Source organism: Vibrio mimicus CAIM 602, from assembly GCF_000338875.1.
Classification (GTDB): domain Bacteria; phylum Pseudomonadota; class Gammaproteobacteria; order Enterobacterales; family Vibrionaceae; genus Vibrio; species Vibrio mimicus.
This window is the reverse complement of the sequence record NZ_AOMO01000046.1, coordinates 45,382-58,741: the sequence shown is the minus strand read 5'-3', so window position 1 is coordinate 58,741 and position 13,360 is coordinate 45,382. Positions and strand designations below refer to the sequence as shown.

10 protein-coding genes and 1 pseudogene are annotated in these 13,360 nt (G+C 43.4%); 9 read left to right on the top strand and 2 right to left on the bottom strand.

Annotated elements, in window-relative coordinates:
- Window positions 1–151: 151 nt before the first annotated feature.
- Window positions 152–2,287, bottom strand: coding sequence for a TonB-dependent hemoglobin/transferrin/lactoferrin family receptor (locus D908_RS04800; RefSeq protein ID WP_005526097.1), 2,136 nt, complete (start codon window positions 2,285–2,287; stop codon window positions 152–154).
- 238 nt (window positions 2,288–2,525) lie between these two features.
- Between D908_RS04800 and D908_RS04805 the strand changes: the two genes are divergently transcribed.
- Window positions 2,526–3,413, top strand: a complete 888-nt coding sequence (locus D908_RS04805) for a LysR substrate-binding domain-containing protein (RefSeq protein WP_000950827.1) — start codon at window positions 2,526–2,528, stop codon at window positions 3,411–3,413.
- A 50-nt stretch (window positions 3,414–3,463) separates the two neighbouring features.
- Here D908_RS04805 and D908_RS04810 read toward each other — a convergent pair whose 3' ends face one another.
- Entirely contained in the window at window positions 3,464–6,145 is a 2,682-nt protein-coding gene (locus D908_RS04810; RefSeq protein WP_001016198.1) for a bifunctional acetate--CoA ligase family protein/GNAT family N-acetyltransferase, read from the bottom strand.
- A 217-nt stretch (window positions 6,146–6,362) separates the two neighbouring features.
- On the opposite strand from D908_RS04810, the gene D908_RS04815 reads away from it, so the two are divergent.
- The 8 genes and pseudogenes from D908_RS04815 to D908_RS04840 all read left to right on the top strand — a co-directional run bounded on the left by D908_RS04815 (window position 6,363) and on the right by D908_RS04840 (window position 13,335).
- Window positions 6,363–6,941, top strand: a complete 579-nt coding sequence (locus tag D908_RS04815) for an SPOR domain-containing protein (protein ID WP_000724564.1) — start codon at window positions 6,363–6,365, stop codon at window positions 6,939–6,941.
- A gap of 150 nt (window positions 6,942–7,091) precedes the next feature.
- Window positions 7,092–8,096 carry a D-alanine--D-alanine ligase gene (locus tag D908_RS04820; RefSeq protein WP_005526093.1) on the top strand — a complete coding sequence of 335 codons (1,005 nt, stop codon included), beginning with the start codon at window positions 7,092–7,094 and terminating at the stop codon, window positions 8,094–8,096.
- A gap of 189 nt (window positions 8,097–8,285) precedes the next feature.
- Window positions 8,286–8,669 carry a DUF3319 domain-containing protein gene (locus tag D908_RS04825; protein ID WP_005526091.1) on the top strand — a complete coding sequence of 128 codons (384 nt, stop codon included), beginning with the start codon at window positions 8,286–8,288 and terminating at the stop codon, window positions 8,667–8,669.
- A gap of 10 nt (window positions 8,670–8,679) precedes the next feature.
- Window positions 8,680–8,991 carry a stress response translation initiation inhibitor YciH gene (gene yciH / locus D908_RS04830; protein ID WP_000177193.1) on the top strand — a complete coding sequence of 104 codons (312 nt, stop codon included), beginning with the start codon at window positions 8,680–8,682 and terminating at the stop codon, window positions 8,989–8,991.
- Between the two features lie 154 nt (window positions 8,992–9,145).
- A complete protein-coding gene (locus D908_RS0119750; RefSeq protein ID WP_005526088.1) occupies window positions 9,146–9,604 on the top strand; it encodes a 4'-phosphopantetheinyl transferase family protein in 459 nt (152 codons plus the stop codon).
- A 36-nt stretch (window positions 9,605–9,640) separates the two neighbouring features.
- Window positions 9,641–9,847, top strand: a pseudogene (locus D908_RS22600) (4'-phosphopantetheinyl transferase superfamily protein); the annotation flags it as partial.
- 154 nt (window positions 9,848–10,001) lie between these two features.
- Window positions 10,002–11,654 (top strand): ATP-binding cassette domain-containing protein, encoded by a 1,653-nt coding sequence (locus tag D908_RS04835; RefSeq protein WP_005526084.1) that lies wholly within the window; start codon window positions 10,002–10,004, stop codon window positions 11,652–11,654.
- On the top strand, window positions 11,647–13,335 hold the full coding sequence (locus D908_RS04840; RefSeq protein ID WP_005526083.1) for an ABC transporter ATP-binding protein: 1,689 nt from the start codon (window positions 11,647–11,649) through the stop codon (window positions 13,333–13,335). The genes D908_RS04835 and D908_RS04840 overlap by 8 nt, the downstream gene beginning before the upstream one ends.
- Window positions 13,336–13,360 lie beyond the last annotated feature (25 nt).

Sequence of the window (13,360 nt, the reverse complement as noted above, 5' to 3'; positions counted from 1 at the left end):
CAGAGTTTTGATATAAAGTTCATAGTGTTTGCTGATGTTGTAATGAAGATCAGATCGACAACATCAAACAGAGTTCAAAAAAATCCCCCGTACTTGACGGGGGATTTGTGTATAAGAGACAGAGCGTAAGCTGGCTTTTTTGTGTTCAAGACTAGAATTGGTAATCGAGAGAAATACCCCAGTTGCGTCCTGGTTGAGTGTCGTAGTCAAGATTGAATCTTTCTGTGCCGTTTTTTCCTGAAATATCAGAGTAGTGCCAATATTTCTTATCAAACAGGTTGAAAAGCCCCGCGCGAACGGTGAGATCTTTGACTGGAACGTAGTAAGCCGCGAGGTCAACCACCGCATAACCCGCAACGTCTAAATTGTTCTCAACCTGCCACTCATTTTTGCTTGCCACCATTTTTACATTCAAGGCTGAGCCAAAATCGGCTTGTTCATAACCTAAGCCCAGCACGCTGGTTAAAGGTGCAACCGTGTCAATTTCTTTACCAGTGGCTTTATCTTCGCCATGAGCATAAGCAATGGAAAGACGAGCATAGCTACCTTGTGGTAATGGTGAAATGGTATCTAACAGTAGAGTTGAACTGAACTCGGCACCATAGATTTGAACTTCATCGATATTGTATTTGCTGATGACATCTTTACCACCGGATTGACCTGTTTTCGTTTGGGTAATGAAATCTTTGTAGTCATTGACGAACAACGCAAATTCCATGTTGCCATAGGCATTATTGCCACGAGTACCAATTTCATAAGCAATACTTCGTTCTGCTTTCAAATCAGGGTTCGCCTCAATAATTGCACCTCGATTGTAGAAGTAATAGAGATCGTAAACGGTTGGCGCTTTGAAGCCTTGGCTAATTTGGCCGAAAACGGCGAGGTTGTCTTGTAAGTGATAAACCGCCCCGAGCTTTCCGGTAAAGGCATTATCTTTATTTGGTTTGTACTCGGTAGTAAAGGCAGAATCAGTTTTCGGTGTCGCTTCAAAAGAGTCATAACGTAAACCAGCAGTTAAAATTAGCTGCTCATCCAAAAAGTACATCTGATCTTGGGCGAAAAGACCCCATTTGATGATGTCTGCGTCTGGCACTCCCGTGCTGCCATCACGCGATGTGCCTGTTTTATATAAATGGTCGGTATTTTGTAAGCTAAATGCGTTATTTAGATAAGAGCCACCATAAGTGACGTCATGTGATAAACCATCGGAGTCAATAAGCTTATTAAGCTGAACGTCAAACTGTACTGCCTTATCGGCCGAGTCACGCTCACGCATACGAGCACCGGCACTTGGTGTTGTATCGTAGTTTTTATTTAGAGTACTGGAGTCTTGGTAACTCAGTGTTACAAGGCTTTGATCGACCAATAGAGTATCCATTAACCATTGGTGATCTAATGAAATACGAGTACGTTTATTCACGTCTTCGTTGTAGTTGTTGCTATAGACAAAGCCCGGCATGATGGCATAACCGTTGTAGCTAAGCTCATCTTCATCATAGTTTTTAGTGTAATGCTCAATGGTTACCCCTAAACGATGATCTTCATTGGCTTGGTATTGAGCTTTAGCCAGTAGATTGCCTAATTCCGTATCCGCAGGGTTGGTTAAGCCACGTCCAGGGCCTTCAATATCTGCACCTGAGTCGTGTGATTTTGTTTCATGCCCTTGGGCATAAGTGGCCATCAACAAGGTTTCAAGTTTGCCTTGTCTCATTGCCCAGGTCAGCGTGTTTTTAAATTGTTCATCAACCGAAGTGTAGGTTGATTTGATACCAAAACGGTGACCATCTTCATCGTTAATTAATACATCGCTTGGGTTTTTAGTTCGAAACTGAACTAAACCACCTAGAGCGTCAGAACCGTAAAGGGTAGACGAAGGGCCTTTGTTCACCTCAATGGCTTGTAGGGTGTCAACTTCAATAGCATTACTGTATTTTCGCTGTTCGCTTGCGCCAGGGTTATAACCTACGGGTTGCTGAACGCCGTCAATGACCGTAAGAATACGGCTATCTTCCATGCCGCGAATATTAAAGCCAGAGATTCCAAAACGGCTACCTGATTTTACCTCGACACCCGGTGTATATTTGAGTGCATCTTTGACATCTGTAGCTAGAGTGTTATCGATGTCTTGAGCACTAACCGTGTCAATTGATGCCGCAACATCTTGTTTGTTTTGGGTTGAACGTGTTGCAGTAACAACAACTTCGTTGAATTGTGATTGTTGTTCAGCGTATGCTGAAGGCATAAGTGCTACAACAATTGCACTAGCGAGCAGAGATTTTTTATACATTTGAACTACCTGCGTTTTCCTTGTTGAATTAGACGCGGGAATTCTAATAAACATTAATGATAATTACTATCATTTACATTGAATTGCTTGTCTTGTTTTATGCTGAAAAAAGTAACACCTTGTCAAAATAAATCGATTAATCAAAATGTTATATTTAAATGGTAAGTAATTAGTACATTCATTAAATGTGATTAAACTCACAAAGTTGAGCCAATGAGATGATCTACAGGAGAAAGCCTTGCTAAGTCCAATCACGTTAGAAGCACTACATATTCTGGATGCCATAGAACGTAGAGGTAGCTTTGCGGCTGCGGCTAATGAGCTAAATCGTGCTCCTAGCTCCTTGAGTTATCAAATCCAGAAACTTGAACAAGACTTGGATCTGATGATTTTTGACCGCTCAGGTCATAGAGCAAATTTTACCGAGGCAGGTAAGCTTATCTTAGAACGAGGCAGGGCAATCCTTGCTGCAACAGAAAAATTGGTTAATGATGCAACTCTACTGGCCAACGGTTGGGAGCTGGATATTACCATCGCGCTCGATGGTATTGTGCCTGCTACCAATCTGTTTTCCATGGTGGAAGCCCTTGGCAACATCAGTAAAACGCGAGTGCGGATTCAGGATGAGATATTGGCTGGTTGTTGGGAGGCATTAGCAACGGGTCGGGCAGATCTGCTGATTTGCCCTCGTATTGACGCCTTACCACAAGATGTGAAAGCGGAAACCATTGGCAAGATGAAAATGATTTGGGTTGCAGCTCCTGCTCACTATGTTCATCGCCGAGCTGGAGAATTTAACGAAGAGGCTAGGGAGAAATATCGCGCAATTGCAATTGCTGATACAGCGCGTGAGCAGCCAGCAATGAGTGTGAATATTCTACAGCGGCAACCTCGTTTAACCGTCAGTACGTTAGATGCGAAATGCAAAGCTTTAGTGGCAGGTTTAGGTATTGGTACTTTGCCACAACAAGTCGCCCAACCTTATATTGATAGAGGCGAGTTGCAATACATCAACGGATCTGAAGATTCTGAAATGGAAATCGTCTTGGCTTGGCGACGAAACCAGATGGGCGAAGCCAAATCATGGTGTATTCAATACCTGAAAAAGAACTGGCGCTGGGCGTAGATCATCAAAAGTGACGGAGGATCTTTAGGATCCTCTGTCACTTTTGTGCTTTAGCGCAGAGGCAACACCATGTCAGCAGTTCCATCCTCGAAATGAATTTCAACTTCGAAACCCATTTTCTGGGCTAGGGTCAGCATTCCACGGTTGGTGGGCATCGTCATTCCGGACATCTGCTGAGTACCTTTTGAACGACAGTAGTCTATGATTTTTCGCATTAGGATTCGGCCAAGGCCTTTTCCTTTCAAATCTGAACGAATCAGTATCGCGAATTCAGCATCAGTATTTTCATGGTTAATTAAGGCTCTTGATACGCCAATGATTTCTGAATCTTCACCTTCACCACTGACAGCCACAAAGGCCATTTCTCGGTCAAAATCGATTTGGGTTAAATTGGCTAATGCCTCGTGGTTAAATTCACCCACATCAGAGAAAAAGCGCTTATAGAGATCTTCTTTTGAAACCTTCTTGATGAAAGCGGCATGTTTGGGTTCATCTTCCGGCAATATAGGTCGTACGGTGAGCCATTCGCCATCACGAGCCTGACAGCGCTCTTCCAACTCGGTTGGATAAGGTCGGATAGCAAGACGGTTTTGAGCATCGCCACTAAATCGACGTAATACTAAATTGGCATCAAGAATCGTAAACTGGCTGCCATTGACCAGTAGTGGATGGATATCCAGTTCATGAACTTCAGGGCATTCAATGACCATCTGTGAAATGCGCACCAAAAATTCAGATAAACCTTCTATATCAATGGGGACGGGGAGTTTCTGTAGCCTAATTTTGCCACCTCGAATCGCTCGAACAATCAGGTAGCGTGCTAGCGTCATATTCAATGGAGGTAGTGCTGCCGCCGCATCAAGTGATTCATCCCACTCAGATCCGCCTTGCCCAAGCAAAATAACGGGGCCAAAAGTAGCATCAGTTTTAACCTTAATTCTCAATTCTTCACCGCCCGCCAACTTTGCCATACCTTGTACTAAAAGGCCGTGAATGTTTGCTGAAGGATAGGAGAGCTGAGTTCGATCAAGAATCGCTTGCGCAGCATTGGCTACTTCTACTCGGTTTCGCAAGTTAAGCATTACCCCTTGCACATCCGATTTATGAGCTATGTCGGGAGATCTCAATTTAACTGCAACCGGATATCCAATGGTCTCAGCAATATGGACTGCTTCTGTACTATCAGACGCAATCCACGTTGGTAGCACGTTAAAATTAAAGCATTTGAATAGAGTACCAATTTGGTGAGTATCCAAACTAGCGTTCTCATTTTCTCCTAGTTGTTCTTCAATCCACGATTTTGCCGTATGCATTTCTGAGGCATGCACAACTTCCGTAGTAGTCGGAGTTTCCATCAGGTGTTTCTGATTGCGCCTGTACTCCACTAAGTGCATAAAGGCTGTTACCGCGCTTTCCGGGGTACGATAAGTGGGAATGCCCGCTTGGTTAAAAATGGTGCGTGCTGGCTTAGCTGAAAGTTCGCCAGACCAGTTGGTTAGGATATTAAAGCGCTTTGCGCGTGGATGTTTTTGAATGGCTTCAACAAGTGCTTGAGCCGTCTGTTCTGAATGTGCGATAGCTGACGGACTGTGCATTATCAAAATGGCATCGATCGTTTCGCTTTCAAGCAAAATATTTAATGCAGAGATGTAACGCTGATGATCGGCATCACCCACAATATCGACAGGGTTGCTGTGCGACCAACTTTGCGGAAGCGTCTGGTTCAACTTCTCATAAATTGAGTCTTCGAGCTGAGCTAGTTTACCGCCCCGTTCCAGAAGAGCATCAACCGCCATAATTGCCGGCCCGCCACCATTGGTGATAATGGCGAGGCGTTCACCTCTCAGTGGTACTGAGTGCGTTAACGTTTCTACGGCAGCAAACAGCTCATGAGTATTGTTTACTCTGAGCATACCGGTGCGGCGAATCGCAGAGTCGTAAATAATATCTAGGGTATCATCACCACCAGTGTGCATTTGCGCGGCTTTTCTTCCCGCTTTTGTCCGTCCGCCTTTTAGCACTAAGATCCTGCGGTTACGTGAAGCGGCTCGGGCGGCCGACATAAAGCGCCGAGCGTCACGAATAGTATCGACATAAAGTAGGATGGCATCCGTGTGTTTGTCGGTACTCAATGTATCGAGTAAATCGGCAAAATCGATATCACTTGCGTTTCCTAAAGAGATAAATGCTGAAAAACCGATACCTTTATCATTCGCCCAGTCAAGAATAGTGGTACATACCGCAGCGGATTGTGAAATGAACGCGATGTTACCTTTCAGTGCGGAAACCGGCGAAAAAGAACCATTGAAATGTATCCAAGGCAAGATCAAACCTAGGCTGTTCGGTCCAAGAATACGCATGCCAGCAGGCTTAGCAATTGCCATACACTGTGCTTGAATTTCTTCGCCTTGCGCATCAAGGGAATACATGTCTGAGGATAAAACAATAACTTGTTTGACCCCTTTTTCTGCTAATTGGTTAAACAAGCTAACGTTGCGGGAAGCATGGGTACAGAGAATCGCAATATCTGGAATGATTGGTAGATCGGCGATCGTCTTGTAAGCCAAAACACCACAAACAGCAGGGTAGTACGGAGTGACAGGCATGATAGCGCCATCAAAACCACCCTGAAGCAAGTTTTTCATCACAATGTTACCAGCGCGAAATTGCCGAATCGATGCGCCAATAACAGCAACAGATTTGGGTTTAAGCAGTTGATTCAAGTGATTCATAGTCTGCCTGCCTTATTGAGTGTCTGTTATATGTTAACCAAATATTGTGAGCTCAGTGAGGCAGAAAAAGACCTCTGTGATCGAGTTTACAGTTCCCTTTGGTTACTTTGTGTCATAAATCACAGGATAGGTGCATATATTGATGCTGCACGCTTGATTCTCTCTGTTGCAATGTGCATGATTTAAAGCACTTTGTACCTAAGACATGACTAAATCCATGAAAAAAATCACAGTTATTGGGCTATCGGCAATTCTTACAGCTTGCGCATCAGGTAGTTATACCACGGACGTGAAGACAGAAAGTCATCGCGAAGAGTTTGCTGTTGCTACAGTTGAGCAACCCGTTATTTCGGAAAGCGGTGCTGCTGAAGGCATCTCTGAGCAAAACGTCGAACAAAATGTTGTCAAAATTAGTCCGACCGACAATGAGAAAAAAGTGGTTAAGATGAGTCCACAGGCTAAACCAGCCGTTTCCATCACACCACCGACAGCAAAACAAGTTGCGATGAATCCTCGCTACGGTTTTACTATTCAGGTTGTCGCTGTGGGAGCACAAAGCAAAGTGGATCAATTCGCTTCTAAGTTGCCAAAAAATGGACAACCTATCTGGGAAAACTACAAGATGGTGAATGGTACAAAGTGGTATACCGTTCTTTTTGGAGATTACGCGACGCGTCAAGAAGCGACAGAAGCGATCTCCAATTTGCCGAGTGACTTACGCTCAATGAAACCATTCGTGAAGAGCATTGACTCGATTAAGAATTCTGAGTTTCCAACACTCAACAAATTAAACTAATACTTTCTTAAAGGGGCTTAGGCCCCTTTATTGTTTGTTCTATAAGCAGTTGAATAAGGTTTTCGTAAGAAACGATAACATTGACTGTAAGTTGACTTTGAATGAACTATCATAGCCATCAATTACTACTTCGGTGTCACGGAAAGATTAATGACTAAGACTACAATCCTACTTTTATGTGGTGGCGGCTCATCTGAGCACGAAATTTCACTCGTATCAGCAAATTACATCCAGCAGCAACTTGAACTTACACCTGAATTCAATGTAGTTCGTGTTGAGATGAAAAAAGAAGGCTGGTTTTCTAAGCATGGTGAACTGGTTTATCTAGATACCAACAGTGCGACGTTAAATGGCGATAATATCTCTTATCCAATTGATTTTGTGGTGCCTTGTATCCATGGTTTTCCTGGTGAAACAGGGGATATTCAGTCCATGCTTGAACTTGCTGGCATCCCATACCTAGGTTGTGGGCCAGAAGCGAGTGCGAACAGCTTTAACAAAATCACATCCAAACTGTGGTATGACGCACTAGGTATACCAAATACGCCATATCTATTCTTGACTCAAAACACGCCAGACTCGGTTGAAAAAGCGAGACAAGCCTTCCGCAATTGGGGGAGCATCTTTGTCAAAGCTGCACGTCAAGGCTCTTCCGTTGGATGTTACAAGGTAACCAATGAAGAGCAAATTGCTGCTGCAATTGAGGCTGCGTTTGGTTTTTCTGAGCAAGTGTTAGTGGAAAAAGCCGTCAAACCAAGAGAGCTTGAGGTTGCAGCTTATGAAATGAATGGGAAACTGTTTATTTCCAAACCAGGTGAGATCATTGCTCCTGAAGATGCTTTCTATTCTTATGAAGAGAAATACAGTGCAACAAGCCATTCTCGTACACTCATTGAAGCTGAAAATTTGACTGATGAGCAACGTGAACTCATTCAGCAAAGTGCGGAGCGTGTTTTTGTTCATATGAAGCTTCGTCATCTGTCTCGCATTGATTTCTTCCTAACTCAAGACGGTCACATTTATCTCAATGAAGTCAATACATTCCCAGGAATGACGCCAATTTCCATGTTCCCTAAAATGCTGGAGCATAATGGGCATCGCTTTAGTGAATTTTTAGCTCAATGTGTTATCAGCACATTAGCCAGTGCAAAGTAGGACTCAAGCATTTGGTGACATTGTCACCTTAATCTGAGTTTTAAAACTTGGAAGGTGGCAATGCATTGGTAAAAGTGTCAAAAGATACGAGATAACTCTCTGTTAGCTAACGAATTAGCGATAATATACTTGATAAGCTCAGATATAGAATTATTATTTAGGTAATATCAACAAAAAAGCAGAGTATATATGGCTGTTGCAACTTATCGAGGTTTTAATCTCCAGTCGGCTGCCAATTCGACTGAGATATGGCAAGTAAGGATAAAAAGCCACGTATTGACTGGCAATTTAGCTGCGGTGAAAAAGAGTATCGATTGGTTTTGTGATACAGCTTCGATCATCGATCCGAAAGAGTTTGAGTCTATCGGTCAGAAACGTGAAGTTTCGGCTGGTGCTCAGGAGCAATTCAATGGTTTCACCATTAAAAATGATACTGGTGAAGCTAACGAGTGGTATTGCTTTTTTAATGGCCGTTTGATCAAAGGTTCCAAAATCGCCATTCAAAAACATATCGAAGCTTACTTAGTTGCAAGACAAAGAGCGATGCAACAACAAGCTCAACAAAAAAGATAGATTAAACATTATGACATTGGTGTATTCAACCGAAGTTGGGCGCATTAAGCCTGAACCGGAAAAAGTAGAACGCCCAAAAGGCGATGGCATCGTACGAATTTTTCGTGAAACTAAAGGACGCAAAGGCAAAGGCGTTACAATAGTGAAAGGTTTAGATGTTGATGACGCGACATTAAAGCTGCTTGCTGCCGAATTTAAGAAAAAATGCGGTTGTGGTGGAGCAGTAAAAGATGGCGATATTGAAATTCAAGGTGATGTCCGCGAGCTGCTCAAGACATTGATTGAATCCAAAGGCTTCAAAGTAAAATTGGCGGGTGGTTAACCCGCTTTTTTATGTCCATAATCCAAGCAAAACCTCTGATAAGTCGCTAACTTTGCATCTCAGCACTTGGTATTCCTGAAACTTGTCGAGTTGTCTAAATAATACCAGCTCGAATTTTTAACTGAATTACGCAAAAAACGTAACAGGTAGAAAAATGGACGACTCAAAAATTTTTCGTCATCTTGGCGATGCATTCTTAAGCTCTCCAAAGCATATAGTTTGCCATTCCATATCATTTAATGTATCGCAATATCATCCGAACAGTTTTTTAGAGCATGGGATTGATGAGCCAATAACCTTGAATAGAGCAGTTAATAAGCGCAAAGCGGAGTATTTAGCTGGCCGCTACGTAGCACGAGAAGCACTTAAAAAATTAACTCAGCAAAACTATCAAATTCCCATTGGTGATAATCGATCACCACAGTGGCCTGATGGGATATCGGGTTCGATCACTCACACCGATACCTATGCGTTGGCCGCTGTTTCTTATTTCAGTGATCATCAGATTATTGGTGTCGACTTAGAATCTTGGATGTCTCCTAGTTTGGCGCAAGAATTAGCCCAAGAATCATTGATGCTTCCGAACAATCTCTTCTTGAGCGGTGCGAATTAGAATTTTATCAAGGAATTACATTGATTTTTTTCTGCTAAGGAAAGCTTGTATAAAGCCCTATACCCGCAAGTAAAACAGTTTTTCGGTTTTGAAGACGCACGAGTAGATTGGATTGAACCCAATAGCGGCCAGTTTCAAATAACTCTTCTTAGATCGTTAAGTGCAGCTTATCCCAAGGGATGGCAGGCTGTAGGACATTATTTTGTTCATCAAGATGTTGTTTTAACCATTATTACTGATTGATCCCTATTGACCGCTTGAAAATGTTTTCCCTCTGGGCAGCTTCGTCTTTATTCACTCAATGTCGATGAGTTTCGAAATTCGATATTTTTTCGCCTGATTGCGTTAGTTGCGGATAAAAAACTCTATAAGAATGATCTCCATTTATGGAGTTTTTATGCTACTTGCACAAAGCATGAGCCGCATGGCTGCGCTCAAAAGCATGTTAGTGAGTGAAAGAAATAGAGTCGTAATATCGGCTAGTAGTGCAGTATTGTGCAGCTTGGTCGAGTGGGTATCGTGGGTCTTTTTCTATCTATCTGTAATGGCCATTTATCATGGCCAATCACCGTTGGTGTATCTAATCGCTATGGCAATTGCGCTGTCTGTTCGTTACGCATTTTATGCTTTGGCGGTGTGGTTCGCTCATCTGGCTGCTTACCACATTATTCAGAACGTAAGGCAGCATATGGTTCGTTCTTTGGCGAAGATGAAAATAGATCAGCTGCGTAGCTTAAAAAGGGGAGATATCGAAAAACGCATCACGGATGAGTGCCAGAGTTTGGAGCCTCTTATCGCTCATCATGGCACTGATATGATCAATGGCGTATTAATGCCGATTTTGATGGTGGGGATGCTTTTTTACATTGATTGGCGTTTAGCATTGCTTGCACTTGCACCGCTTCCTTTGGCGATGGTGGCGCAAATTTGGATGATGCGAGGATTTGCCACTCGACAAGAAAAATACAACCGTGTTGTAGCTAACCTACATCATGCGCAAATGGAGTTTCTGCGTAGCATCGGTGTAATGAAATTGTTTGCGGTGGACTCAAACTCCTATCTTGAATTAAAACGCACTTTGCAATCTCACCATAAGATCGTAAACGGCTATACCCAAACCATGGTTGGAGCTTGGGTCACCTTTATTACACTTGCACAAATTTCGCTGATTTTAGTTGTCCCTGTAGCGATCATCTTGGTTGATAGCGGACAGCTAACTGCGGTGGATTTGCTCATGGTTGTTTGTATTAGTGCAGGCTTGCTCAAACCTTGGTTAGATCTGACACAGATATTTTCTCAGATACAACAATCCTTGATTGCGATAGACAGAATTTTGCCTTTGTGCGGTTCGTTAGAAAGTGACAACGTCGCTTACCAAGCTCCACTTCAAGCTCTAGCGTGCAGGAATCTAGCGGTATCACGTGGGCAACACCGAATTTTGGACCAAGTAAACCTGAGTTTTAAACCGGGGCAGCGTATTACCATAGAAGGAGAATCAGGAGCTGGAAAAAGTACTTTGCTAGCCACTTTGTTGGGTGAGCTGGAGGCTGAGGCTGGAGGTTGGTTCATCAATGAGCAGTTGATTGCAAATTTGGATGATGAAAGTCGTAGCCACTTTATAGCGTCAGTTGATCAACATGTGGTGTTTTTCTCAGGGACGCTGCGTGACAACTTAACTTTAGCTAAGCGTAACATTGAGGATGATGAAATTTGGTTCCTATTGGAGTTGTTCAAGCTTAAACAATTGGTTCAAGAGCTTCCTGCCCAGCTTCAGTGTGATATTGGAGAGGCCAGTCGTTTATTTAGTGGGGGTGAGATGCAACGCTTAGCGATGATCCGTGCGGCATTAGCCAAAACGCCGATCCTCGTATTAGATGAGGCGACTGCACACTTAGATCCATTCACTGAACAAGTTGTTTTAGAGGTGTTACGTAGCTACTTTCCAGAGCAAATTCAGATCATTATCAGTCACCGCTCCCGACAAGTTAAACAGGTTGATCAACGTTTAGTTGTTCATTCTGGTCAGGTTATGGAGCTCTGTCATGAATAAAATTCAGCAAATCATTATTCATAGTGGGGCAAAAACTCAACGTTTCTGGCAAGGATTACTCAGCAAAGTGGTTACTGAGTCAATAGCACTGGTCATTTGGCTAATGCTGTTTTGGTTTCTGCTTTACTCTGACTCGCCGCCTTTCGGATGGATGTTGGCCTTGGCAATTGGGGTTATTTTTATTCAGTGGTTTGTGGGACAGAATACAAAACAAAGTTTTCTCGGTGCATATGAGATCACCCATCATTTACGGATTCAGCTTCTGGCCGATATTCGCCGACAACCGCTCGCAACCCTTAGAGGTAAGCGATTGGGAGAAAAAATAAAGTTGCTGACCTCAGACCTGAAGCAGTTTGAGGATATTTTCAGCCACCTCCTGACTGAATTTATTTCAACTTGGGTGATCCCATGTGCCATGCTGCTGATAGTCATTTTCATCCAACCGCTGCTTGGTATAACACTTATCTGCACTTTTACACTGGCATTGAGCTGTGTGGTGATGATGGAAAAACGTTTTAGTCATCAATCGGAACATACACATCATGCGAATGTAGAGAGCAGTAGCCAATTGCTGGAGTACATTGAATGTTTGCCAACATTACGCCGTTTTGGTCAAAGCCATAGGTTGTTGGACCCACTGTGTGAACAAATTGAAACTCAAAGAAAAGCCGGGCTAGGTTTAGAGTGGCTAGGTGGTATAGGCGTGTTGATGGCCACATTTGTCTTAGAAATTGGGGTGGTGGCACATCTCGCCCTATCTTACTGGTTTATTCAACACGAGATGCTGACGATGGCGCAATGCCTTGTTGTTGTCATTGCCATAGTAGCCTGTATCCGGCCGCTCACTCGAATGACTGTGTATGCCGCGCTCCTACGTTATATGTTCAAAGCAGCGGAACGGTTGCATCATCTTACTCAGTTGCCGCAACAATCATCCGAAGGTTGCAAGCCATCGGCATGCAATGTCGCACTCAAGAATATTCATTTATCGTTAGAGGGTAAGCCGATACTCAATGACATTAACCTTGATATTGCCGAAGGTGAACATATCGCTTTGGTCGGGAAAAGTGGTTCAGGGAAAACATCTTTGCTTGATGTCATTGCTGCATTTCATATTCCCACCCAAGGCAAAGTGATGATGGGACAGCGATCGTTTGATGAGATCGGTACACAAGAGTGGTACCGCCACATTGCTTATGTGACTCAGGATGTGCAATTACTCGGTGGGAGTTTGCGTGACAACTTGTTGTTAGCTAAACCAGAGGCAACAGAGTTAGAGTTGCTTGACGCCATTAAGGCTGCTGGATTGAGCGATCTCATCGCCAAGTTACCCGAAGGAATGGACTCAGCAGTGGGGGAGAATGGCAATCAATTGTCGGGTGGAGAGCGACAAAGGCTATCCATTGCTCGAGCACTTTTACATGATGCCCCTGTATTATTGCTTGATGAGTTTACCTCAGCGTTAGATACCCAAACTCAGAACCATGTACTCAAATCCATTGCAAGGCTAGCGCAAGGGAAAACCGTTATATCGGTCGCTCATCGTCTTGATACCATTCAACATGTCGACAAAATTTATTTTATTGAAGAGGGGCGTGTGGTGAAATCAGGGACTCATGAGGAGATGCTAAGAGCTCACCAAGGTTACCAACAGCTTTGGTACGCGGGAAAAATGGCTTAAGAATAGCGAATGATCGTTCAACAAC